The organism is Lichenibacterium ramalinae, assembly GCF_004137085.1.
GTDB lineage: Bacteria > Pseudomonadota > Alphaproteobacteria > Rhizobiales > Beijerinckiaceae > Lichenihabitans > Lichenihabitans ramalinae.
The window spans coordinates 1-21,439 of the sequence record NZ_QYBC01000032.1 but is presented as its reverse complement, the minus strand read 5'-3'; the positions used below and the strand labels follow the sequence as shown (position 1 = coordinate 21,439).

The 21,439-nt window shown below is 63.9% G+C and carries 22 protein-coding genes; 10 read left to right on the top strand and 12 right to left on the bottom strand.

Annotated elements, in window-relative coordinates; genetic code table 11:
• Positions 1-41 precede the first annotated feature (41 nt).
• Together D3272_RS25060 and mobF are read left to right on the top strand one after the other, a co-directional pair.
• Positions 42-320, top strand: a complete 279-nt coding sequence (locus tag D3272_RS25060; RefSeq protein WP_129221963.1) for a hypothetical protein — start codon at positions 42-44, stop codon at positions 318-320.
• Complete coding sequence (mobF, locus tag D3272_RS25055) at positions 317-3,202, top strand: MobF family relaxase (protein WP_129221962.1); 2,886 nt, start codon at positions 317-319, stop codon at positions 3,200-3,202. The genes D3272_RS25060 and mobF overlap by 4 nt, the downstream gene beginning before the upstream one ends.
• A 1,367-nt stretch (positions 3,203-4,569) precedes the next feature.
• On the opposite strand, the gene D3272_RS25050 is transcribed toward mobF, so the two are convergent.
• Positions 4,570-5,220, bottom strand: coding sequence for a hypothetical protein (locus tag D3272_RS25050; RefSeq protein WP_129221961.1), 651 nt, complete (start codon positions 5,218-5,220; stop codon positions 4,570-4,572).
• Positions 5,221-5,425: 205 nt separating this feature from the next.
• The gene (locus tag D3272_RS25045) at positions 5,426-5,668 is read right to left on the bottom strand and encodes a hypothetical protein (protein WP_129221960.1); all 243 of its coding nucleotides are present in this window, start codon (positions 5,666-5,668) and stop codon (positions 5,426-5,428) included.
• A gap of 95 nt (positions 5,669-5,763) precedes the next feature.
• Here D3272_RS25045 and D3272_RS25040 point away from each other — a divergent pair, with 95 nt between their 5' ends.
• From D3272_RS25040 to D3272_RS25015, 6 genes are all read left to right on the top strand, one after another.
• Complete coding sequence (locus tag D3272_RS25040; RefSeq protein WP_129221959.1) at positions 5,764-6,351, top strand: hypothetical protein; 588 nt, start codon at positions 5,764-5,766, stop codon at positions 6,349-6,351.
• The gene (locus D3272_RS25035) at positions 6,293-6,763 is read left to right on the top strand and encodes a tyrosine-type recombinase/integrase (RefSeq protein ID WP_129221958.1); all 471 of its coding nucleotides are present in this window, start codon (positions 6,293-6,295) and stop codon (positions 6,761-6,763) included. Before D3272_RS25040 ends, D3272_RS25035 begins: the two co-directional genes overlap by 59 nt.
• A 62-nt stretch (positions 6,764-6,825) precedes the next feature.
• On the top strand, positions 6,826-7,758 hold the full coding sequence (locus tag D3272_RS25030; protein WP_129221957.1) for an ABC-three component system protein: 933 nt from the start codon (positions 6,826-6,828) through the stop codon (positions 7,756-7,758).
• Positions 7,755-8,000, top strand: a complete 246-nt coding sequence (locus D3272_RS28475) for an ABC-three component system middle component 6 (RefSeq protein WP_129221956.1) — start codon at positions 7,755-7,757, stop codon at positions 7,998-8,000. The genes D3272_RS25030 and D3272_RS28475 overlap by 4 nt, the downstream gene beginning before the upstream one ends.
• On the top strand, positions 8,000-9,754 hold the full coding sequence (locus tag D3272_RS25020) for a DUF2326 domain-containing protein (protein WP_129221955.1): 1,755 nt from the start codon (positions 8,000-8,002) through the stop codon (positions 9,752-9,754). The genes D3272_RS28475 and D3272_RS25020 overlap by 1 nt, the downstream gene beginning before the upstream one ends.
• Positions 9,755-9,973: 219 nt before the next feature.
• A complete protein-coding gene (locus D3272_RS25015; RefSeq protein WP_245496781.1) occupies positions 9,974-10,411 on the top strand; it encodes a recombinase family protein in 438 nt (145 codons plus the stop codon).
• 531 nt (positions 10,412-10,942) lie between these two features.
• Here D3272_RS25015 and D3272_RS25010 read toward each other — a convergent pair.
• From D3272_RS25010 to D3272_RS24990, 5 genes are all read right to left on the bottom strand, one after another.
• On the bottom strand, positions 10,943-12,133 hold the full coding sequence (locus D3272_RS25010) for an alpha/beta hydrolase (RefSeq protein WP_129221954.1): 1,191 nt from the start codon (positions 12,131-12,133) through the stop codon (positions 10,943-10,945).
• Positions 12,134-12,240: 107 nt separating this feature from the next.
• A complete protein-coding gene (locus D3272_RS25005; protein ID WP_129221953.1) occupies positions 12,241-12,795 on the bottom strand; it encodes a DUF4142 domain-containing protein in 555 nt (184 codons plus the stop codon).
• A 115-nt stretch (positions 12,796-12,910) separates the two neighbouring features.
• Positions 12,911-13,894, bottom strand: coding sequence for an AraC family transcriptional regulator (locus D3272_RS25000; protein WP_281011024.1), 984 nt, complete (start codon positions 13,892-13,894; stop codon positions 12,911-12,913).
• A gap of 256 nt (positions 13,895-14,150) precedes the next feature.
• Positions 14,151-14,414: a PepSY domain-containing protein gene (locus D3272_RS24995; RefSeq protein ID WP_129221951.1), complete on the bottom strand. Its 264-nt coding sequence runs from the start codon at positions 14,412-14,414 to the stop codon at positions 14,151-14,153.
• A 140-nt stretch (positions 14,415-14,554) separates the two neighbouring features.
• Positions 14,555-15,076 (bottom strand): NUDIX hydrolase, encoded by a 522-nt coding sequence (locus tag D3272_RS24990; protein ID WP_207210310.1) that lies wholly within the window; start codon positions 15,074-15,076, stop codon positions 14,555-14,557.
• 21 nt (positions 15,077-15,097) lie between these two features.
• On the opposite strand from D3272_RS24990, the gene D3272_RS24985 reads away from it, so the two are divergent.
• Entirely contained in the window at positions 15,098-15,778 is a 681-nt protein-coding gene (locus D3272_RS24985; protein WP_129221950.1) for an MgtC/SapB family protein, read from the top strand.
• A 62-nt stretch (positions 15,779-15,840) separates the two neighbouring features.
• Here the strand turns inward: D3272_RS24985 and D3272_RS24980 are convergent, their stop codons facing one another.
• Positions 15,841-16,266: a GFA family protein gene (locus D3272_RS24980; protein WP_129221949.1), complete on the bottom strand. Its 426-nt coding sequence runs from the start codon at positions 16,264-16,266 to the stop codon at positions 15,841-15,843.
• 24 nt (positions 16,267-16,290) lie between these two features.
• Complete coding sequence (locus tag D3272_RS24975; protein ID WP_245496780.1) at positions 16,291-17,583, bottom strand: MFS transporter; 1,293 nt, start codon at positions 17,581-17,583, stop codon at positions 16,291-16,293.
• A 37-nt stretch (positions 17,584-17,620) separates the two neighbouring features.
• On the opposite strand from D3272_RS24975, the gene D3272_RS24970 reads away from it, so the two are divergent.
• Positions 17,621-18,559, top strand: coding sequence for a LysR substrate-binding domain-containing protein (locus tag D3272_RS24970; RefSeq protein ID WP_129221948.1), 939 nt, complete (start codon positions 17,621-17,623; stop codon positions 18,557-18,559).
• Positions 18,560-18,608: 49 nt separating this feature from the next.
• Here the strand turns inward: D3272_RS24970 and D3272_RS24965 are convergent, their stop codons facing one another.
• The 3 genes from D3272_RS24965 to D3272_RS24955 form a co-directional block, all read right to left on the bottom strand.
• Positions 18,609-19,616, bottom strand: a complete 1,008-nt coding sequence (locus D3272_RS24965; protein WP_129221947.1) for an inorganic phosphate transporter — start codon at positions 19,614-19,616, stop codon at positions 18,609-18,611.
• A gap of 13 nt (positions 19,617-19,629) precedes the next feature.
• The gene (locus D3272_RS24960; protein WP_129221946.1) at positions 19,630-20,271 is read right to left on the bottom strand and encodes a DUF47 domain-containing protein; all 642 of its coding nucleotides are present in this window, start codon (positions 20,269-20,271) and stop codon (positions 19,630-19,632) included.
• Between the two features lie 811 nt (positions 20,272-21,082).
• The coding region (locus D3272_RS24955) for a transposase (RefSeq protein ID WP_207210309.1) at positions 21,083-21,439 on the bottom strand (357 nt) is incomplete at its 5' end.

Sequence of the window (21,439 nt, the reverse complement as noted above, 5' to 3'; positions counted from 1 at the left end):
CCGGCCTCTGTCCCGGACCAACGTCCCCCCGAGGCTCCCCCATGACAGCTCCGTCCAGCCTCGCCCTGACCCTCGATGCCGACCTCGCCGAGCGCCTCGCCAAGGCGGCCGAGACGTCCGGCTTCGCTCCCGCCGACATCGCCCTGCGAGCCCTGCGCCACCACCTCGAAGGCGTGACGGCTTACGGGCGCGTCATCGACGACCTTGCCCAGATCAAAACCGGCTTGGCCGACCTCGCCGGCGCCGTCGGTGAGGCCCTGGCCGAGCCCGAACCCGGCGCGGTGGACTCCATCTGCCGCTACAAGCCCGGCAAGGCATGACGGCCTCCCTTCACGCCCTCGGCCTCGGTGCCTCGGCGGGCGCCTACTACACCAATGATCCCTACCGCGAGACCCAGAACCGCGACGACTACTACGCCCGGGACGGCGGCGGCGTGTGGTGGTCGCCATCCGGAACCGTCGTGCGCCACGGCGCGCCCATCGACCTGCGATCCTTCCGCGAGTTGTGCGCGGGTCTCGATCCGCGGACCGGCAAAGCCCTCGTGCGCGGCGCAGGCGAGGCGCACAGGGCCGGTTGGGATATAACCTTCAACTGTCCTAAGAGCTTTTCAATCCTGTGGGCCGGGGCGGGTCTCGAGCTTCGCAAAGAGCTCGAAACCGTCCAGGCCGCTGCCGTGGACGAGGCGCTCGGCTTTCTCGTTGAGGAGGGCCTGGTCGAAGTGCGGCTCGGTGCCGGCGGGCGCATCAAGCAGCCCGCCGCCGGCCTGATCGTGGGGCGCTTCTCGCACTACACCTCCCGGGCGGGCGATCCGAACGTCCACACCCATTGTACAATCATGAACGTCGCTGTCAGCAACGACGGAAAGTTGCGAACATTAGAGACTTACAACTTACACGCTAAATGCCATCTCCTCGGCGTAGCCTACAGGGCCGCCCTATCGGCGCGCTTGGCCGACGCCTTCGGCTTCGAAGCCCGCCCAGCTGGCCGCGGCCAGTTCGAGATCCGCGGGGTACCACAAACCGCCCTGGACGCCTTCTCGAAGCGCTCCAAGGAACTGGAAGCCGCCCTCGCCGGCGGCCGGGCCGGCTCCTCCTCGGCGCAGAAGGAGGTCGCCACCCTGTCCACGCGTGGCGCCAAGGCCGACCTGCCGACCGGCCCCGAGTTGGAAGCACGGTGGCGCGGCGAGATGGAGGTGCTCGGGATCGATCCCTGGGACGCCGCGCGCCATCCCGAGCGCGACCGGGCCGCCGAACAGGAGCGCATCCCGGAGGTGCCCTTCGATCCGCCCGAGGTCCAAGGCACCACCCCGGCGCAGCTCGCCGCATCGCACCTGTTTCGGCACGAGACCGTGATCGACCGCACGGCATGGCTGGAGCGGGCGCTGGTCGAGGCCAGCCTGCAGAGCATCCCGATCGCCGCGGTCCGTGCCGAGATGGCGGAACTGGAGCGCGACGGCACGCTCCTGCGCCTGCCGGGTCCTGAAACGGCGCCGCGCTGGACGACCCCCGCCCTGGCGAGCGTCGAGGCCGCCCTGCTCCGCGCCGCCGACCGGCCTGACGTGTCCTCGCGCATCGATGCAGCGGCCCTGGCGGCGGCCTTCGCCGCAGCCCCGGAGCTGTCGATCGAACAGCGGGCCGCCGTCGAACACGCCGCCGCCCCCGGCGGGGTGGCGGTGATCGAGGCCGGCGCCGGGACCGGCAAGACGACGATTGCGAGCGTGCTGGTCGACGCCGCGACGCGGTCCGGCATCAAGGTGATAGGGCTCGCGCCATCCTGGGTGGCGGCCGGCGAACTCGGGGCCTCGACCGCCATCCCGGCGCAGGCCATCGCCCGCTGGCGCCACGACCTCGCCCGAGGCCAGGGCCCGGCGCTCGACGCCGACACCCTGATCATCCTCGATGAGGCCGGGATGGTGGGCACGCGCGACATGGAGGCCGTGCTGACGGCGGCAGCCGAAGCCGGCGCCCGCGTCGTGGCCTTGGGGGACCGGCGCCAGCTCGCCGCCGTGGCGGGGGCGAGTCCGCTCCGGGCCGTCGTGGACGTGCTGGGGCGTCATGCCACCCTCGGCGAGGTGCGGCGCCAGACCGTGTCCTGGCAGCGCGCCGCCTCCGTGCTCATGGCGCGAGGCGAGGTGGAGGACGGACTGCGCGCCTACGGCCGTCACGGCCGCCTCCTCATGGTGTCGGGGCCGACGGCGGCGCGGGAGCGGGTGATCGCGCTCTGGACCGAAGCCCGCGTCCGTCATGGCGACGACGGGGTGATCATAGCCACGCGCGAGAACCGCGACGCCACGGCGCTCAACGCCGGCGCACGCGTCGTCCTACGCCAGGAGGGCAAGCTCGGAGCCGCCGACAGAATGGTGCAGGTGCGCGACCGCGACGACAAGCCCAGAGACCTCGCCCTCGCGATCGGCGACCGCCTGCGCTTCGGCGAGACGCTATCCCAGCACGGTATCCGCAACGGCACCCGCGGCACCGTGACGGCGATCGGCCCCGACGACGCGGGCGAGCTGCGGCTCGCCGTCCACCTCGAGGACGGACGCAGGGTCGAGGACGCCCTCTCGGGCTTCGCGCCGGGGCGTGAGCGTCGTGGTCGGGCGGCAGGCGCTCTGCCCCGGATTACCCACGCCTACGCCGGCACGGTCTACGCCGCCCAGGGCCGCACGGTCGCCGAAGCGGTGCTCTACGTCGGCAGCGCCACCGACGCCCGGGACGTGTATGTCGGGCTCACCCACCATCGACGGGACGCCACGGTGATCGTGGAACGCGACAGGCTGGAAGCCGCGGTGCGGGTGAGTCAGTCCGACCCCCGCCTGCATCCGAGTGACGCTGAACTGCAGGAGCGCCTGTACGTCGAGAGCCGCCGCTACGGCGAGAAGAGGAATGTGGTCGACCACGTCGAAGACCGCGCCGCCTTCGTCCGCACCGGCACGCTGCCCTCGCCGTGCCCGGAACAGCGCCTCGACGTCCGCCGCGGCTTCGAGGCCGGCCGACGACTCGGGGCCGTCCTGCGAGAGCTGGCGGCGGCGCCAAGCCTGATGCTGGTGCAGGTGGTCCGGCTGGCCCAGGGCGTCGAGCGCGGGCTGGCGAGCCGTGCCCAGGATATCGCGGCGTACCTACGTGCCCCCACCCTGCCCGCGGCCGTCGACCGGCCCCAGCCGAGGATGGAGCGAGACAGGTCGGGACCGGACCTGTCGCGGTGAGCCAGCACGAACCCAGCGATCGTCGTCGAGCACCAAGCGTCAGTACCGGCCTTGCGGGGTGGACAAACCACCCCTGGTCCGGTTGGCGCCTCGCGGGTGTCCTACGGCCCTTCGTGATGAGAGCGGGCCGCCCGTGCGGCGCCAGGCGCCATATCCTGAGAGTTTGTGAATGAATGCCCGTTTGCCCCGACATCTGAAAAAATTCATCAACGATTTCAAGGGGCATTCAGGCACAAGTTCGATACATTTACAAACTCTGAGAGGTGGTTCAATACGGAAGGGTTCCGCGGACGCATCGAGGTCGGCTGAGGAGCGCGATCCCTCGCCGTCCATTCAGGGACCGGCTGAGAACAGGTGGGCAAGACCAGGAAGAAGATCACTCAAGGTCGTGCTGCTTGTCGCAGGCCGACCGGCATTCACGACCCCTGCCGAGCGCTCCAGGCATAGCGCCTATCGCCGTCGAGCTGGTTGAGGTGGTCACAAAGGTGGTTGTGCTCGAGCGCGGCCACCGGTGCCTACAGCTCGGCGAGCGTCATCTCTGCGCTGCCCTTGCCGCCCAGAGAAAAGGTCGCCGATGGCTTTGGTCATCGGCCTCCCCTTTCTGATCGATCAGCGTGTCTCGACGGTCGATCACAGTCCTGCTTGCCGCAAACCCAAGTTAGATTAACCAAATATTAATCATATTGCGTGTCGGACTTGCACCTCATTGGAATATGCGCCATAGAACTCATGCCCCGACGAGAGTTGGGGATGACCCATCGTCTCCGACGAGAGGTCCCGTCGTTCTCAGTCCCGCACCACATGGCGCCATGTGGATCAATGTGGGATTGAATCGTCGCCCACCCGCGGCGATCTGGAGAACTCCGGAAAAGTCCCGCCCTCGTGCGCGGGGATGAAAAGGGGACTTGATGCTTCCACGCATCGAGTCCCCTTTTCCGTTTTGAAGTCATTGGCACTTCAGTTTCGGTCATTGTTGCAGCAGGATAGCTCGAACCGAAGACACAATACCCTCGACTCTCGAAACAAAGACCACGCGTCGGTACCGGCCTTGCGGGGCGGACAGGCCACCCCTGGTCCGGTTGACGCCTTCGGGCGGCCCTACAGCCCTTTGTGATGAGAGCGGGCCGCCCGCGCGGCGCCAGACGCCACATCCTGAGGGGTGGTTCCATATGCACACGTTACGCGAACGACTCTAAGGGGCGAGGAGCGGAGAGAGGCCAGAGAGACAGGGGCCTGCCTCAAGGCGGCGGACGGAAGGCGTCAAGCTTCGCGTGCAGTGCCGCCGCCCGCGCTTTCGCCTGGGCCAGATCACCGGCGAGGAGCCCCGCCAAAGGCGAACCCACGTCCGGCTTCCTCATGCCGAGGCGCTACGCCACGAACTCAACCGCCGCCACCGTGTCGGCGAACCGCTTGTGCAGGACCGGCTCATGATGGGCCAAGCGGTTGCGAGATTGATAAATGTGTTCGAGCTGGACCGCGACCTCGGCGCGCTTCAGCGCCTTGTCAGGAAAGGTCCGCTTGAGCGCGGTGCGCCAGAGCGTTTGCTCGTACTCGGGGCCGTAGAGCCGCTTCCAAAAATACAGCGTCAGCTCGGCGACGACCTTGCCGTGGCTCACCTGGAGGTTTCGGCGCCGATCCTTGGCCCGTTTCAGGTGCGGGGTGTTGGGCGGCCGACCCTTCGGATAGGCGAGCGCGTCGAGCGCTCCCTTCCCGGCCTGGTCGAGTTTCGCATAGGTGTCGCGCTTGGCGTCATCGACCGCCTTCGTAATCTTGCCAGCCTCGGGGGGACGCCAGCGGAAGGTCACGGGCGGCTGCTGGAGCCAGTTCGGCACCGCAAAATGCTGGGCCAGCGTCTCGCACACCGCGTTCCTCAGCGCGATTTCGACCGTCGCCGTCACCACCATCAGCGCCGCCCCGACCTGCAACGTCTCTTGGTGCAGCTCGATCGCCGCCTCGGCCGAGCCGGTCAGGGTGAGAAGAGCGCCCAAGCGCTCCGGGGAAAGCAGATCGATCAGCATGGCGGTATCGGCGGCAGGGACGGGCATTGACTCCTCCTCACTCCTCCTCTAGCTTCAGAGGCGAAAAGTCGAGATCTGATCGGCAGTCGCTTCGGCGCAACGGATCCTCGACTTCCCAACATGAAAGGGCACCCCCTCGGGGTGCCCTTTTTGCTTTCAGCGACCGCCTCGTGTCCGAACGATCGCACCAGGGCAACGTCGGGCCTCACCGCTTCTTCTGAGACAGCGCCGAGCCGGCCGCCGACTTCGTGGTAGACGAACTGCGGCCGTCGCTCAGCGCCTTCGAGGACTTGGACGCGGCCGGGGCCGAGGTGTTCTTCGTGTTGACGGACTCTTTTTGAGAGAGGGCCGACCCGGCGGCCGATTTGCTCTTCGAGCCAGTGTCGCCGCTGCTCAAGGTTTTCGAGGCGGCGGTGGCAGCCTTGGACGAGGTGGTTTTTCCGGACATGGCGAGGCTCCTTTTCACAACCAACGCGCGTCGCGCCATCCCGTTGCCGATTTGTTCCCTTATTCACCGGAAACTATTCGCCGTGGTGAATGCGCATGATAATGTCCTTTATCATACGCATAGAGAATGTCATGCTAGTTGCTCGACAGCTGCTTGAATTGATCGAAGATATGGTATCGAACCTCGCAAGCCAAGGAACGGCGGCAGTTCCAGAGGCGAGTGTGCAAGGACAATATATCGCTATCGTCTGCATGCTTCGATCGGTGGGGCATGTGCTGGAAAAAACCGATTGTGCTGTCCCTGAAGAGAAACAGTTTTTGAAGTCTAAATGGCTGGAATGGAAAAAAGAACATATTTTCACCAGCTTCATCGAGCCGGATCGTAATAGGTTGCTCAAAGAATTTGCTAGTCGCCTCCAGCTGCGTGGAAATCCAGACATTAGCCACATCGTTTATGCTGATCCAAGAGCACGGAATTTTGCCACGGTCGCAATGAATTTCGATCCCGATACGCTTTGTGACTTGCACGGTCGAAAGGTCATGCCGCTTTTCCGTAGTGCTATAGCTTTCTGGCAAGCGCACCTTGAAGAGATCGAAGCTTTTCGCAATCGCGAAGCGCGCAACAATGACCCAGCTTGTCACCATCACGGCCGACCGCGTTCCGGCCGTGATCACGGCGGCTAGCGACCGCGCGGCCTATCGCTTCCTGGAATTCTTAACGGCGCAGATCAGGAACCCGAACACCCGCCGCGCATACGTGCGGGCCGTGAGCGCGTTCCTGACCTGGCTGGAGGCGCAGGGCGTGGCGTCGATCGCGAAGGCCTCGTCGCTTCACCTCGAGGCCTATGTCGAGCAGCTGATCCGGAGCGAGCAGTCGGCGCCGACCGTCAAGCAGCAGTTCGCCGCGATCCGACGCCTGTTCGACTGGCTGGCCGCTGGCGGCGTGCTGCCCTTCAACCCGTCATCTGCCGTGCGCGGACCCAGCCACTCGGCCAAGACCGGGGCAACGCCCGTGCTCGACCCACAGGAGGCGCGACAGCTCCTCGCTCGACGAAATCGAGCGAGTGGTGATTTGAGTGGCTCCCCGATCCGCTAGCACTTAAAACAGGCTAGGACGACCGTCCAGAAGCCGGGAAGCGCACGTAGGGAGAGAAGGAAGTGTGTGACGACGATTTTGATTGGGAGTGGCAAAAACTGCGTCTCATGACCATCCTCGCGGAGGTCGATGGCGACGCGTTCGAAAGCCTTTTCCAGAAAATCGCGAAAGCCCGCTGGGGCGCGCATTTCGACTCTACTATACCAATGGGAAGTCGCGGCGATCTCAAGTGCGACGGCTTTCATTCAGGCATAGGATGTGTGTATCAGTGTTATGGCCCCCGCTATGGTCAGGTAGACGTGAATGATGCCTTGAAAAAGGTGAACGATGATTTCCGCGGTGCAAAAACTCATTGGGGAAACCTGATGACGAAGTGGGCCTTTGTCGTTGGTTTTTATCGAAATAAGTCGCCTTCAGAGGTTGTCAGAGAAGTCGCGAAGATTTCTGCTGAGCTAGGTGTTCCTTACGAGATAATGCATCGCGATGAGATAATAGATATCGCTCAGCAAATCGAGATATCGAAACGTATAGATCTATTTGGACGACCACCAGGCCGAGGGGACATGATTCGCAGGGTAACTTACGCGAACATAGGACGGGCTCTTGCGTTTATCAGAGGAGATACAACGGAGTCTCCTGTATCTGCCTTGTCCCTGCCGCCTGATGTAGAGGAAAAGCTGGCGCATAATTTTCTTTCGGGCAAAGTACGTCACTTCCTAGCCATCGGAGGACTGGGCGCTAATCGAGTAAGAGAATATATCAAGGATCGAGCCGATCCTGACGAGGCTGCACGCATGGCCGAGGGCTTCTCCGCGCGCTACCGGGTCCTTCGTGACAACGGTGCTGAACCAGCTGATGCTTTCAATAAGCTACTTCAATTTGCTGGGGGAGGGAGTGGCGACGTTGAGCGTGATGCTGCTGCCTTAGCCATCGTCACCCATTTTTTTACGACCTGCGAGATATTCGAACGCCCGCCAGAGGATCAAGCTGCATGATCCTGCCAGATCGAAATATAGCGCCAGATCGTGCGCTTCTCACAATATCGGGAACCCTCTTTGAAAAGCTGAATGAACCGACGACTATCTCTCGTCTGTGGGATGACACTAGAGAGACTTATCGTAAGAAGCCCATTGCCTATAGCTGGTTTTTGCTGGCCGTTGATCTCCTTTTTTTGATGAATCTTGTGTGGTTCGATCAGGACGGCCTATTGCGTCGCAGTAATAGGCGGCCGACGTAATGCTTCACCGCCTTTCAGCAAATAATTCATCGTTCAAGGCGTTCGCTTTCAGGAACGGCTTCAACATCATCGTGGCTGATCGACGATTTGAAACTGAAATAGAAGACAAAGAGCCGCAGCGACGAACGCGAAACGGCGTAGGAAAATCGAGTCTTATCGATGTGATCCATTTTCTACTAGGTGGGAAGCCTGAGGGAGCACTTACATCCGAAATAGTCTCCGAGTGGACTTACCATCTAACACTTGATGTTGGAGATGAGCGCTTCACCGTAGAGAGGTGCCCAGCTGAAACGAAGTTGCTGATCGAGACTGATATCGGAACCAGCTCGCCATTTCGCTCTGGAAGTGAGATCCCAAACAGCGCATGGACTAATTTCCTTGGTGCGACTTGGTTCAAGCTGAGTCCTAATCGTCCTCCTGGAGGCGCATCTTTTCGGCAGCTCATCACCTACTTTACTCGGCGTCGCCGGGACGGTGGATATGACGATCCAATCAGAACATTTCGCGCGCAAACAAATTCAGTTAGTGAGGCGAATTTGGCAGTGCTATTTGGGATAGATGCCGAAATTGTACGTCGCTTCTATAAGGCCAAGAACTCTCTCAAACAGATACAGGTGGCTCAGAAAGCGCTTCGGGATATCGATAAAAGCTCTCCTGCTGGAAGTCGTCGCATCGACTTAGAAGCACAACTTTCAGCTATGATGGCCGCTGCAACGCTTGCTCGCGATCAACTGCGCGCGAGAATTGATGCGTTCAATGTGCTGCCGATCTTTCGTGAATTGGAGCAGGAGCTTGCCTCTCTCAATCAAAGAGGTCGTGACCTGTCCGATGAAGATGTACTCGACAGTGAGGCGTTAGACGCTAACAAGAATGCTCTTGAGACAGAGGGCGTCGTTAGAGGCCCACAGCTTGAAAAGCTTTTTACCGAGGCGCAGCTCGTTTTCCCCGCTGTCATTAACAGGCGGTACGAGGAAGTATATCAGTTTCACCAGAAACTGATTGAGAACCGACGAACCCAGCTGCAGAATGAAAACTCTAGCATTCTTCGACGCATCCAAGAGCGACAACCGCAGAGAGAAGCACTGGAGATCCGGCGAAGGCAAATCATAACTGCTCTCAAGACAGGCGGGCCAGCCGACGAACTCCTACGCCTGCGTGATGAGTTATCAAATAAGGAGGGTGTAGTGCGGGTATTAGAAGCTCGCCTCATAGAAGCACGCAGCCTTGAGCAGCAAGCCGAAGATCTTCAGCAGGAGATTGAGGAAGCAGTGAGGGCTTTGCGTCAAGATAGGCGGGAGAGGTCATCGATTATCGATCAGGCTAGCCGTATCTTTTCGGAGATATCGGAAAGGCTTTATGAGAGCCCAGGCCAATTGGCGATATCTGCCTCTGAGCAAGGGTTGCGGTTCCTTCCAACCATGCCCTCTTCGCAAAGTGCTGGTATTATGAGCATGCAAATTTTCTGCTTTGACTTCACCATGGCCGCACTTTGCCAGAGCCGTGGATTGGGACCAGGCTTTCTGTTGCATGATAGCCACCTGTTCGAACCTGTAGATGGTCGTCAGTTTGCAAGATCATTGCGCTTGGGTGCAGAATATTCACAGGAGATCGGAATACAATATATTGTCACTCTGAACTCTGATGAACTCATGAGAGCAGAATTGGAGGGAAAAGACAGCTTTTCGGAATTCGTCATCAAACCAGTCCTTTCTGATGAACCCGATGGCGGACTTTTTGGTGTCAGATTCGATTGAAAATATCGAATATCCAGCGTGTTCCAGAGCTAGACTCGTCGGGCCTGGAGCGGTCTACAATCTTTGCGAGTGCAGTCACAACCTTCCGGAAAACATTTGTTTCCCGGACATAGCTCGTCGAGCCCCTTCCGACTCCGGCCCGCATGGGCGTTTTCTGCACGACAAACCCTGCCGGAATGATAGTGTGTGCGGAAACGCGGAAATCAGGGTTTGTCGGGCATGCTGGTCGGGTACATGCGGGTTTCCACCTCCGACGACCGACAGTCCGTCGACCTGCAGCGTGACGCGCTCGCCGCGGCAGGAATCGACGAGCGTCACCTCCATCACGATCGCGCCTCCGGCTCGAAGGACGACCGCCCCGGCTTGAAGGCCTGCCTCGCCGACCTCCGCTCCGGTGACGTGCTCGTGGTTTGGAAGCTCGACCGCCTCGGCCGCTCCCTGCCGAACCTGCTCGACATCATCACCGACCTGAAAGGGCGCGGCGTCGGCTTCCGATCGCTGACCGAACACATGGACACCACCACGCCGCAGGGCGAGCTGCTCTTCTCCATCTTCGGCGCTCTCGCCCAGTCACCGCCGCCCTCGACGGCGGCGCCAGCAAGGCCTCGGTGTGCCGCAGCTTCGGGGTGGCAAGGTCGACCCTCGATGACACGCTGAAGCGCCGCGGTTGGCGCGGTATCAGGACTGGAGCCGAGAAGGCGAGCGCTTTGATGTGAGGGCCGTGTCGGTCGGTGGCTGCGAATGTGAGTATACCGACACGAGGAGGGCTGAAATCGCCTTCGGATTTGAACGGCTCCTCCGCGGACCGTTTCGCGTGGGTTCGGCGGCAAACCTGAACAAACTACAATACCTTGACGGACGCGATCCCCTGCCCTCCCCTACTGCGAGCGTTCTCGGTCTGACCTTGATGCGGCGTTCATACTCGCCAGCTTCGGCAAATGATGTTGGCGGCCCTTCCTTCCATCAGAGGCGAAAGCGATCAGTTGCCAGCGGTCGGCTCATGGCGGGAGTGGGTGGAGAGCGGAAGGTTCGCTCTTGAGCGCAGTCACATCCAAAGCAGCTGTTCAAACTGAAATGAAATATTTTATCGGAGCAGCCTATGCCCGCGTTCATGCTTCTTCATCACTCAGCCTTGAACATTCAAAGCGGCTGGGCGATCGCGCGATCGCCCAGCCCCCCCGATCTTGATTACTTTGGCTTAGACTCGCCCACGAAAGCCTCACGCAGGTCCTGGGCGGCCACGTCCTGGGCTTTGTCGGCGTCAGAAACGACGGGAGCCATGCCGAAGAACTCGTGCGTCACACCCTCGTAGTTCTTGTAAGTCGTCGGCACGCCGGCGGCCTTGAGCTTTTCGGCCAGCATCTTGCCTTCGGACTCTAGCGGATCGATGCTGTCGGTAATGACGGTCGCTGACGGAAGGCCCTTCAGGTCGACCATGGTGGTCAGGTTTAGCATCGGGCTCTTGGCATCCTCTGGCTTGGCCAGGGTCTTGTCGACGAACCAGCCCATGGCGCCCTTCGACAACGGCATGGCGTTCTGGTTCTGGATGTAGGACGGCGTGTTCATGTCGGTGCCGGCGACGGGATAGACGAGAAGCATGTGTGCCGGCTTCTGCACGTTGCCGTCGCGCGCCATGATGGCGACGTTGGCGGCTAGGTTGCCACCGGCGCTCTCTCCCGCCACAGCCACACGGGCGGGATCGCCACCGAACTGCGCGGCGTTGGCCAGGGCCCACTTGTAGGCCGCGAAAGCGTCTTCATGGGCGGCCGGAAACTTGTTCTCGGGGGCGTGACGGTACTCGACGCTGGCCACGATCGCCTTGGCTTTCTTGGCGAGCGCCATGGCCGACGCTTCGTAGGTGTCCACCGTGGCGATCACCCAACCACCGCCGTGATAGTAGACGATGACGGGCAGCGGGCCGGTTCCGGCCCCCTCAGGCGTGTAAACCCTGACCTGCTGAGTGCCGCCAGCCGTTGGGTAGGTCATGTCCTTCTTGGACACCTTCATCGCCGCCATCAGCGCGGCCGGGTCCTTGCCCTGCTCCTTGAGCACGGCCTGCACAGCGTCAGCGGGCGTCGGTTGACTGCGGGCCTCCTCGACCGAGCGTGACTCGATCGGCTTCACGCCGAGGTCGCCGAGTTTCTTCAGCACCGCCGCCATGTCCTTGTCGGCACGCTTCATCGTGCCGCTGTCGGGCGTCTCCGCCACCGTCGCGACGGTGGAGAAGGCAGGCTCCGTGACGGGAGCGTCGGGTATGGTAGCCGCGGCGGCGGGTAGCGGGGGAGTGGCGGTCTGTGCCCATCCTGGAGAAGCAGCGAGCAGGGCAGTCCCGGTCATGAGTGTGGCCAGGAGTGTGGACGTGCGAAACGGGATTTTCATGAGAGGAGTCCTGTCAAAGAGTCAAAGCCCTGCCGGGCGAGCGGTCGTCCCGCGATGCGGTGCTCGACGGACGCCGGACAGGCATCGAAGCGGCCTTGGTCTGGCGCCTACGCCTTCAGCTCGGCGTTGACGCGCTTGCAGATCGCGACGTGTTCCTTGAAGACGGCCAGCATCAGGGAGGCGAGCAGGCGCCCCTGCTTCTCCATGGGATCGGTCGTGCCCGCGCTGTTGTGCAGGTAGGCGTCGGCGAGATCCCGCAGGTACTCGTGGTTGTCGAGCTGGAACGCGATGTAAGCCCGGTCGAAGCTCGCGCCCTTCTCCGAGCTTTTGATCTTCGTGATAAGGGCTGTCGCGTTCGTGTCCACGGTGCCCTTGGTTCCGAGATCCTTCAGCACCTCGTTGACCGTGATGGCCTCACCGAGTTCGAAGCCGGCGAACTCGTGCGCATCCTTGTTGGTCGCGCGCTCCACAGCCAGTTGAGACGTCGTCAGCGACGCCTCCGCCGGACCGAGGACGCCCATGTAATAGTCGGCTGCGGTTTTCACGCCCGCGAAGTCCGTGACCGGCGTGGCGGGGGCGACCTTCTGGGCCTGGGCCATCGCGGCCGGTGTTGCGGCGATGAGGGCGAGGCCGGCGAGGATGGATCTCCGGTCGGTGATCATGGTGGTCTCCTGAGCGACATTGGCGGTGTTTGTCGAACAGCCTGCCACTCAGGGCGTGTCCCCCAAACACGTCACCTTCGAACGACCTGCGTCCTACCCCGGACGGAAAGGGTCCTCACGGTTCAGGGTCGGTTGCCGGAGATGCCTGGATCTGGCTCTCCACCCGATCCGGCTCGACCTCATCTCCGCCCCCAAAACTGCGGTAGTCGGACGGGGGCAGGCCGTAGGTGGTCTCGAACACCCGACTGAAAGCCGTGCGGCTCGCGTAGCCGACGCTGCTGGCGATGACCTTGACGGGCAGGTCGGTGGCGGTGAGCAGCCGCGCGGCGATGCGCAGGCGGACCTTCTGGACGAAGTCCATGGGGCCTTGTCCAAACACCTCGGCGAAGCGGACGGCGAAGGACGTGCGGCTCATGCCGGCGAGCGACGCCATACTGTCGACCGAGTAGGGCATGCCCGGATGTTCCAGCACCGCGATGACGGCGCGGGCGAGCTTGGGTTCCTGCAGCGCCCTGAGCAACGGGGATGTGTCGTCACCACCCAGGAAGTGCCGACGCAGCATCACGATCAGGCACTGCTTCATCAGCAGTTCCGTCATGGCCTGGGTGCCGAGGCTCGGGGCGGCCACCTCCGCTAACATGAGTTCGAACGTCCCTCGAAGGGGAGCGTCGGATGTGAACGCCTGGATCATCGGCGACTGAAAAAGCTCGAAGAGTCCCAGGGCACCGTCATGACTGGCTGAGATCTGCCCGCAGACGAGGAGCGTATCGGGCGTCCCGTCGCCGGCCATGAAGCTGACAAGCCCGTCGCCATGGAGGCTACAATGATCTTCCGCCCGTGCCGCCCCCCTGACCTGCTCCGGTTCTCCCAACGCGTGCGAAAGGCGTGCCGGGACGACGATGACGCTCTGGGGGGCGAAGGCCTGCCAGGTCCCGTCACCGACGCGGAGGCTGCCGGTGCCACGCAGAACGTAGTGCACCGTGATGGCTTCGAACGGACTGAACTCCAACTGCCATCCGTGTTGGATTCGGCATACCGAAAAAGCACGGAGCCGTACGGCCAATGTCACCAGGAGGCGATCAAGGAGATCCGTTCGCACGCATTTGGCCTTTCCTTGCGACTTCGATACCGCACCTGAGATGGCCTGTTCCAACACATCTAACGCGATATTAGGAATGAGGATATCCGCCGCGTGAAGGCTGAATAAAAGTCTGCTTTGGAGCACACGCCAGGTTGAACGCTACGCCAGAAGTGGGTCGACTCCGGCCGGCCGCGGAACGTTGCTGTGCATCGAGAGCGGACAACTCAGGCGGCACCGACTGGAGCGCCTGAGTCGCGTCCATTGCCTCGGAACCTCAGTGATCCGGCTTTTCGGACATGATGGCGCCGGTCTTCGGATCAGCGTGGAACTGCATCTTTTTGCCGTTCTTCATGCCCTCGCCTTCCCAATGGCCATCGTCGGCCTCGAACGCGGTGATGCTGGTGTAGCCCAGGCCCATCAGCTTCTCTTTGACCTGGGCTGCGGGCATCCAGTCGGCTCCGGGCTGGTCAGCCCAGGCGGCCGGAGCTGCTACGGTCAGGAGGCCAGCAAAGGCCATAGCGGCAGCGATACGGTTCATGGTTGCCTCCAGTTGACGCATAGACAACCTGGAGGTGGTCGTTCGGTTCCGAAGGGGTCTCGTAAGGTTGCCGAGGCGACACCGATCGGTCGGCGGAAGCACCCCTGGTCACGATCTGGAACTGAGAGGCTTGGTCGCCTTCAGCTTGGGATCGAGGAGCCGGCCTTCTTCCGCCGTCGTTTGCCTTCGGGCGGCCGCTCACGGGGCAGGCTGCGGATGATGTCGACGAGGCCTGGATCATCGACGAGGTCGGCGGCCTCGTCGGGCAGCAGCCAGGCACCGCGCCTCTGGCCCTTCTCGCGCCAGTCCGGGAGTTGATGCCGAAACTCGAGCGGATAAACCTTCACCCGGCAGAAGTCGAAGTGATCGTCACGGCGCTTCCAGTACGTGTAGACGCCGACAGGCTTCTTGTGCACGCGGCCGATGATGCCGGCCTCCTGCTGCGCTTCGATGGCGGCGGCCCGGTGATCCTTCTTGCCCTTCATGGGCCAGCCCTTGGGAATGATGAAGCGCTGGGTCCCGCGTGACGTGATGAGCAGGACGTGGAGATGCCCCTCCGCGTCGAACCGGACCGGCAGGGCAGCGACCTGCTTGCGGGGCTTGTTCGGGTTGTCAGGCATCGGCTCCGCCTTTTTCCGGATAGAGTCGTGAGGCGAGGTCACACGACGGATGGAGGGGCGAACATGCTGCCGAACTGGGAAATGATCGCACGCCTGCTCTGCGCCGCGGTGCTGGGTGGTGCCATCGGTTTCGAGCGCGAGCGCCTGATGTGGGCCGCCGGCCTCCGTACCCACATGCTCGTCTGCGTCGGCTCGTGCCTGATCATCATCGTCTCAGCCTATGGGTTTCAGGATGTCTTGGGGCAGAAGAACGTCGTTCTCGACCCGTCACGCATCGCCGCGCAGGTCGTATCCGGCGTGGGCTTCCTCGGCGCAGGCACGATCCTGTTCCGCGGCGAGGCTGTCAAAGGCCTGACGACCGCCGCCAGCCTCTGGGCGGTCGCCGGGGTCGGACTGGCTTCCGGAAGCGGGCTCTACCTCGCCGCCCTCGTCGGTACCATCATCATTCTGGCGGTGTTGGCCGGGGTGAAGCCCATCGAGGAACGCTACCGCCGCCGCATCCAGACCCGGACCATCACCTTGCTCGCCAGGCGCGGTGAGTTCTCGATCGAGATGCTGCGGCAGGCTTCGGGCCCCTATGCCCGTCGCATCCAGCAGTTCGTCCTGAAGCAGACCGGGACCGAGGACCTGGACGAGGCCGAGATCTCGTTCGTGCGCCTGAGCGAGGCAGCCCTCCAGGAGATTGCCGCCAAGCTGAAGGCGATGCCCGGTGTGACACAGGTCGAAGGTCTGGACGTCAGCTGAGGCGAGCAGATCCTGGCTCCGACCGGGAGCGTCGCCAGCCGCTCCATCGCTGGATCGTGGCGTCACTTCCAGAGGATGAAACGCAGCGTGCCCGCACGGCGCGTCGGGCTGCCGGTGTCGTTCGTGTGATTGACACCGTCCATGACGGGCACGTCGGCGAAGTCGAACGGGCTCACCCCCTCGAGGCAGGCCACGTTCACCGCATGGAGGTTCGGGTCGGAGCGCCGCTGGTGGTGGGTGTAGACGCCGCAGCGGGAACAGAAGAAGTGCTGGGCCGCGCCGGTGTGGAAGCGATAAGTCGTCAACGCGTCCTCGCCCTCGAGGATTTCGACCCCGCCCATCTCCGCCATGGCGACGACGGCGCCGCGCATGCGGCAGTAGGAACAGGTGCAGCGGCGGATGGAGGCGAAGCCCTCGCCGAGGGTCGCCTCGAAGCGCACCGTGCCGCAGTGGCATCGGCCGGTTCGGATGTCCTTGATCGTTCCCATTCGCCTGTGCCTTCCTCAATAGCCTCACGCCTCGTCCGGGCTCGCGGCTCCGATCCGCTGCTGCGGCCTGGCGAGCTTGCGGCCGAGCGCGACGGCCAGCGGCAAGATCGCCACGGCCGTGCCAGCGGTGGCGAGCGTCGCCACGACTGGCCCGGCATGGTCGCCGAGCAGGCCGAACAGGAGCGGCGACAGCGCTCCAGACCCGATGACACCCGTGTAGAATAGAGCAAAGGCCCGCTCGGTCCGCTCGGCCGGCGAGAGGTCCGGGACCGTGCCGTAGAGCACCGATGAGGTGCCGTTGAGCATCACGCCGAGCAGAGGCAGGACGATCAGCAGCGGCACCAGCGGCAGCACCACGGTGGCGGCGATGAGCAGAGCAGTCGCGCCTTCAGTGATCAGTGTGATGCCGACCACGCCCCAGCGCTGGCCGAGCCAGCCGCAGGCGAACTTGCCGGCCGCGCCGCCCAGGAACACCAGCGCCAATGCGGTGCCGATGACGGGCTGCGTGGCCCCCTTCGCCTGCAGGAGGAACGGCAGGAAGGTCAGCAGGCCCATGCGGACGCTCGTATCGAGCATGCCGATGCCGAACAGGAGGGCGAAGCCGCCCCGGTCGTCGTTGCCCGGGCCCGCGTCGGACACGGACCGCCTCGCCTGGGCTGACGCGATCGGCGGAAAGCTGAAGGCGAGCACGCCCGCGACGGCGATGCCCAGTACCGACATCACCCAGAGCGAAGACCGCCAGGGTGCGAGGGACAGGCCGAACGACAGGGCGGCGGGTATCGCAGCTTTGCCGAGGTCGCCCGCGAAGTTGTAGGTGCCGAGCGGCCCGCGCGCATTCTCGCCATAGGCCCGCGAGACCGCGCCCGAGGCGATGGGGTGCTGCACGCTCGATCCGATCCCCGAGACGGCGAGCGCTCCGTAGAGAGCCAGCATCCCACCGGCGAGGCCGGCCATCGCGTATCCGCCGGCCGCGACCAGCGTTCCCAGGATCAACAGCCGTCGCCCGCCATACCGCTCGGACAGCTTGGTCGCCGGCAGTTGGAAGGCGGCCAGCGTCCCCGCGTAGATGCCACGCAGCAGCGCGAGCGCCACGAAGTCGAGCCCAAACTCCGTGCGCAAGACCGGTAGGAGCACGTAGATCGCGTCGGTGTAGCCGTCGTGGAGTGCATGGGCGAGGCCCGCCAGCGCGAGCGTCCGGCGCGCGTGCGTCGCCGGTTCAGCGGTCGCGACGGACGGAAGGTCTGAGGAGACCGGGTATGCTGGTTTGGCTGAAATGCTCACGCCGGATAGTCTGAGCGTCCCCACCGAAGCCCGCAAACGACTTCTTCTGCTTCCTCCTGTCAGCAAATCTCACATGACTCGTGCCCCGTCGAAAAATCTGCCGCTCCCACCCTTGAACGCCGTGCGTGCTTTCGAGGCGGCCGCGCGACGTTCCAGCTTCAAGGAAGCGGCGGTGGAACTCGGCGTCACCCACGGGGCGATCAGCCGGCAGGTTCGCCTGCTCGAGGACTGGCTTGGACGCCCCACGCTGTTCCGCCGTCTCAGCCATGGTGTGATGCTGACTGCGGAGGGCGCCGCCCTCTTCGCCGAGATCAGCCCGGCGCTCGAACAGATCGCCGCCGCTGCCGTCAGGCACGGTCAGCCAGCAAAGACCTCAGCGACCGTGCTTCGGGTGAATGCACTCGCGACGTTCAGCCTGCGCTGGCTCATGCCGAAGCTGACCCTGCTGCGGGAAGCCCACCCTGAGATCGACCTCCGACTGACGACCGGGAATGAGCCGATCGATGCCCTCGCGGGGGACTACGACCTCCTGATCCGCGGCGGACCCGACACGTTCCACGGCTTCGAGGCCTGTCACCTGCTGCCCGAGCGGCGGCTGCCGGTCTGCAGTCCTGAGCTGAGCGTCAATCAGCCGCTCGACCGTGTCGAGGACCTCGAGCGCCACACACTCATCGATGTGGGCAGCATGCCTCGGCTTTGGCGAGACTGGCTGGTCATGGCCGACCACGGCACCCTCGTTCCGGCCTCGACGCTCACGCTCGACCACTTCTACCTGGCCGTCCAGGCGGCCATCAACGGCATGGGGGTGGCAATGGGGCCCGCGACCCTGATCGAGGACGACCTTCGGCTCGGGCGGCTTGTCGCTCCGTTTCCAACCCTGAGCCTGCCCGCCCGCAGCTACTTCGCCTACGTCCCGGTCACGAGCCCTGTCCGCGCCGCAAGCCTGTCGGTATGCCGATGGATCGCGGCGTTCGACCCGGCGTCATCTGTCGCGACGTCGCCCGCCCCATGACGGCCCGTACGCCCCCCGGACCTGTCGCGGAGGCTTGCCGGAGCAACCGTCAGCCCGGCAGCAGGGCCGAGGCCGCGTAGAGGCCGGCTGCGACGAGCCCCGCCGCCGGCATCGTCACCACCCAGGCGATGACGATGCTCTGGGCGACGTTCCAGCGCACCGCCGAGACTCGCCGCGCGGCCCCGACCCCGACGATGGCCCCCGTGATCGTATGTGTGGTCGAGACCGGGATGCCGAGCCAGGTCGCGAGGAACAGGGTGATGGCGCCGCCCGTCTCGGCACAAAATCCCTGCATCGGCGTGAGGCGGGTGATCTTGGATCCCATGGTGTGGACGATGCGCCAACCGCCCATCAGCGTGCCCAGCGCCATCGCGCTCTGGCAGGCTAGCACGACCCAGAGCGGAACGTGGAAGCCGCCCTGGAGCAGCCCGTGCGAATAGAGCAGGACCGCGATGACGCCCATCGTCTTCTGCGCGTCGTTGCCGCCGTGCCCGAGCGAGTAGGCCGAGGCCGAAATGAACTGGAGGCCGCGGAACAGGCGATCGACCCGGTGCGGGGTGGAGCGCACGAAGGTCCACGACACCGCGAGTACAAGGAGAAGCGCGAGGAAGAAGCCCAGCGCCGGGGAAAGGACGATGGCGGCTGTGGTGGCGAGAACGCCGCCCCAGACCACCGCTGCGAGACCGGCTTTGGCGATCCCTGCGCCGAGGAGGCCTCCGATCAGGGCGTGCGAACTGCTCGATGGAATGCCGAGCCACCAGGTCGCGAGATTCCAGACGATGGCGCCGCCCAGCGCCGCGAAGACCACGCGATCATCGATGATGTCGACCCCGACAATGCCGGAGCTGACGGTACCGGCGACGTGCAACCCGAACACCAGGAAAGCGACGAAGTTGAAGAAGGCGGCCCAGAGGACGGCGTAGCGGGGTGCCAGCACCCGCGTCGACACGATGGTGGCGATGGAGTTGGCCGAGTCGTGGAGGCCATTGAGGAAGTCGAACACCAGGGCTGTGGCGACCAGCACCAGGACGAAGGGAGTCGCGCTCAGGAGTTCCACGATGCGCTCCCGATCACAGGTGCTCGACCAGGATGCTGCTGATGCGGTTCGCCACGTCCTCGAACCGATCCATCACCTTTTCGAGATGGTCGTAGATCTCCGAACCCACGATGAAGGCCATCGGGTCGGAACGCGAGGCCTGATAGAGGGCCTTGACGCCCTGGTTGTGGACCTCGTCGGCCCGCCCTTCGAGCTGGATCACCTGTTCGGTCAGCGCATTGAGCCGCGTGGCGTTCTGGCCGACGGCGCGCAACAGCGGCACGGCCTCATGGGTCAGGGTGGCAGCCTCGAGGATGATCCGCCCCATCTCGCGCATCGGCGGCTCGAAGGCGGAGACCTCGAACAGTTGGGCCGCCTTGGCCGTCTTTTGCATCTGATCGATGGTGTCGTCGAGCGTCGTGACGAGGTCTTGGATGTCGCTGCGATCGAACGGTGTGATGAAGGTTCGCCGCACGGCGCTCAAGGACTCGCGGGTGATCTCGTCGGCTGCCTCCTCGTGCTGTGCGATCAATCGCGCGCAGCGGGGCACGGCCTCTCCGCCCTCAAGCAGGCCAACGAGCGCGCGGGCGCCGTCGACCAGCGTGGCCGCATGACGATCGAAGAGGCCGAAGAAGCGATCTTCCTTGGGCATCAACGCACGAAACCAGCTCAGCATGATCGGTCCTCTCCGCAGCAGGGTTTCGTACCATGCAGTTTGGCTGGGTTGGTATCGGGCAGCCTCACGCCCCGACCGGATCTGCACAGGTCACGGAGGAACTCCCGTCCCATCTTAGGGATGACCGGGTCGCGGATGACGACAAGGCTCGACGTCCGCGGGCCATAATCAACGCTGTAACGAACTTGGACGAGTTTCCGTCCCCGGGAACGCGGGACGTAACCGGTCGGCCGCTTCGGTTTAAGGTCAGGAAGCTCTTAAAGGACCTCGGCCCGCGCCGTCGCAGGCCAATGCCGCTCCCGAGCATTTCTATGCTCCGCGCCTCAGACGACCGAGAGACGCCTTGTTGACCGATAGGCTTATTCACCAAAACGGCCACTCATTCCGTAGCGCGGGATCGGCGAACGTCCGATTTCGAGCGTGCTGTCGTGCATCTGGGACGGCGACATTTGGTGAAGGGTTACGGACGGCGGCCGGCACTGGCCGAGCGTCCAGGCTGAGGGCCGCCGTCGGTAAGCCGCCCAAGGACGAACGCGCGAGGGTCGCCTCGCGCTATGGGGATTTGGCGGGACGGGCGAGCGCGCGGAGGCGCCGCAGCCAGCCCAGGCTGGCGAACCCGTGGTCGGGCGAGGCGTCGCGGCGGTCCACAGGCGCTGCGATCGAGGATGGCCGCGGACTCTGAGGGGCCTGTGGTGCGGTCCCGGGCTTGGGGCGGACGGTGCCGGACACCGTGGAGGCGAGCGTGTCCGATGGCCGAAGCGGCGTCGCTTCGACCCTGTGCGGGGACATGCCGTGCCGGGTCACGACGCCCTCATCCGGCTCTCCATCGATGCGAGGGTGGCGCCCGGGCGCGGACGTTGCCCTCGAAGCTCTCGATCACCAGCATGCGCCCGCCGCAGCAGGGACACGGGGGGCGGCGCTCGGCCGAAGAGGCCGGCTTGGTGGCCTCGGGCGGTACGGGGACGGCGAGCAGTTCGCGGGCGCGGGCGATGTTGGCCTTGCACCGACCCGTGGCGAGCAGGCCGTAGTGGCGGATGCGGTGGAAGCCCCTGGGCAGGACATGCACGAGGAAGCGGCGGATGAACTCGTCGGTCGACAGCGTCATGGTGCGGTGGCGGGCGTCGCCGTCACGGCGGTAGTCCTTGTAGCGGAACGTGACGCCGTCCTC

What these genes read in the sequence shown, in the direction of transcription:
- D3272_RS28475 (WP_129221956.1), top strand. Translation starts at nt 7,755, where the DNA reads ATGATCCTGCCAGATCGAAATATAGCGCCAGATCGTGCGCTTCTCACA.
- D3272_RS25005 (WP_129221953.1), bottom strand. Translation starts at nt 12,795, where the DNA reads ATGATCACCGACCGGAGATCCATCCTCGCCGGCCTCGCCCTCATCGCC.
- D3272_RS25020 (WP_129221955.1), top strand. Translation starts at nt 8,000, where the DNA reads ATGCTTCACCGCCTTTCAGCAAATAATTCATCGTTCAAGGCGTTCGCT.
- D3272_RS24970 (WP_129221948.1), top strand. Translation starts at nt 17,621, where the DNA reads ATGACTCGTGCCCCGTCGAAAAATCTGCCGCTCCCACCCTTGAACGCC.
- D3272_RS25035 (WP_129221958.1), top strand. Translation starts at nt 6,293, where the DNA reads ATGACCCAGCTTGTCACCATCACGGCCGACCGCGTTCCGGCCGTGATC.
- D3272_RS24995 (WP_129221951.1), bottom strand. Translation starts at nt 14,414, where the DNA reads ATGAACCGTATCGCTGCCGCTATGGCCTTTGCTGGCCTCCTGACCGTA.
- D3272_RS25010 (WP_129221954.1), bottom strand. Translation starts at nt 12,133, where the DNA reads ATGAAAATCCCGTTTCGCACGTCCACACTCCTGGCCACACTCATGACC.
- mobF (WP_129221962.1), top strand. Translation starts at nt 317, where the DNA reads ATGACGGCCTCCCTTCACGCCCTCGGCCTCGGTGCCTCGGCGGGCGCC.
- D3272_RS25060 (WP_129221963.1), top strand. Translation starts at nt 42, where the DNA reads ATGACAGCTCCGTCCAGCCTCGCCCTGACCCTCGATGCCGACCTCGCC.
- D3272_RS25050 (WP_129221961.1), bottom strand. Translation starts at nt 5,220, where the DNA reads ATGCTGATCGATCTGCTTTCCCCGGAGCGCTTGGGCGCTCTTCTCACC.
- D3272_RS24960 (WP_129221946.1), bottom strand. Translation starts at nt 20,271, where the DNA reads ATGCTGAGCTGGTTTCGTGCGTTGATGCCCAAGGAAGATCGCTTCTTC.
- D3272_RS25040 (WP_129221959.1), top strand. Translation starts at nt 5,764, where the DNA reads ATGATAATGTCCTTTATCATACGCATAGAGAATGTCATGCTAGTTGCT.
- D3272_RS24985 (WP_129221950.1), top strand. Translation starts at nt 15,098, where the DNA reads ATGCTGCCGAACTGGGAAATGATCGCACGCCTGCTCTGCGCCGCGGTG.
- D3272_RS24980 (WP_129221949.1), bottom strand. Translation starts at nt 16,266, where the DNA reads ATGGGAACGATCAAGGACATCCGAACCGGCCGATGCCACTGCGGCACG.
- D3272_RS25015 (WP_245496781.1), top strand. Translation starts at nt 9,974, where the DNA reads ATGCTGGTCGGGTACATGCGGGTTTCCACCTCCGACGACCGACAGTCC.
- D3272_RS25045 (WP_129221960.1), bottom strand. Translation starts at nt 5,668, where the DNA reads ATGTCCGGAAAAACCACCTCGTCCAAGGCTGCCACCGCCGCCTCGAAA.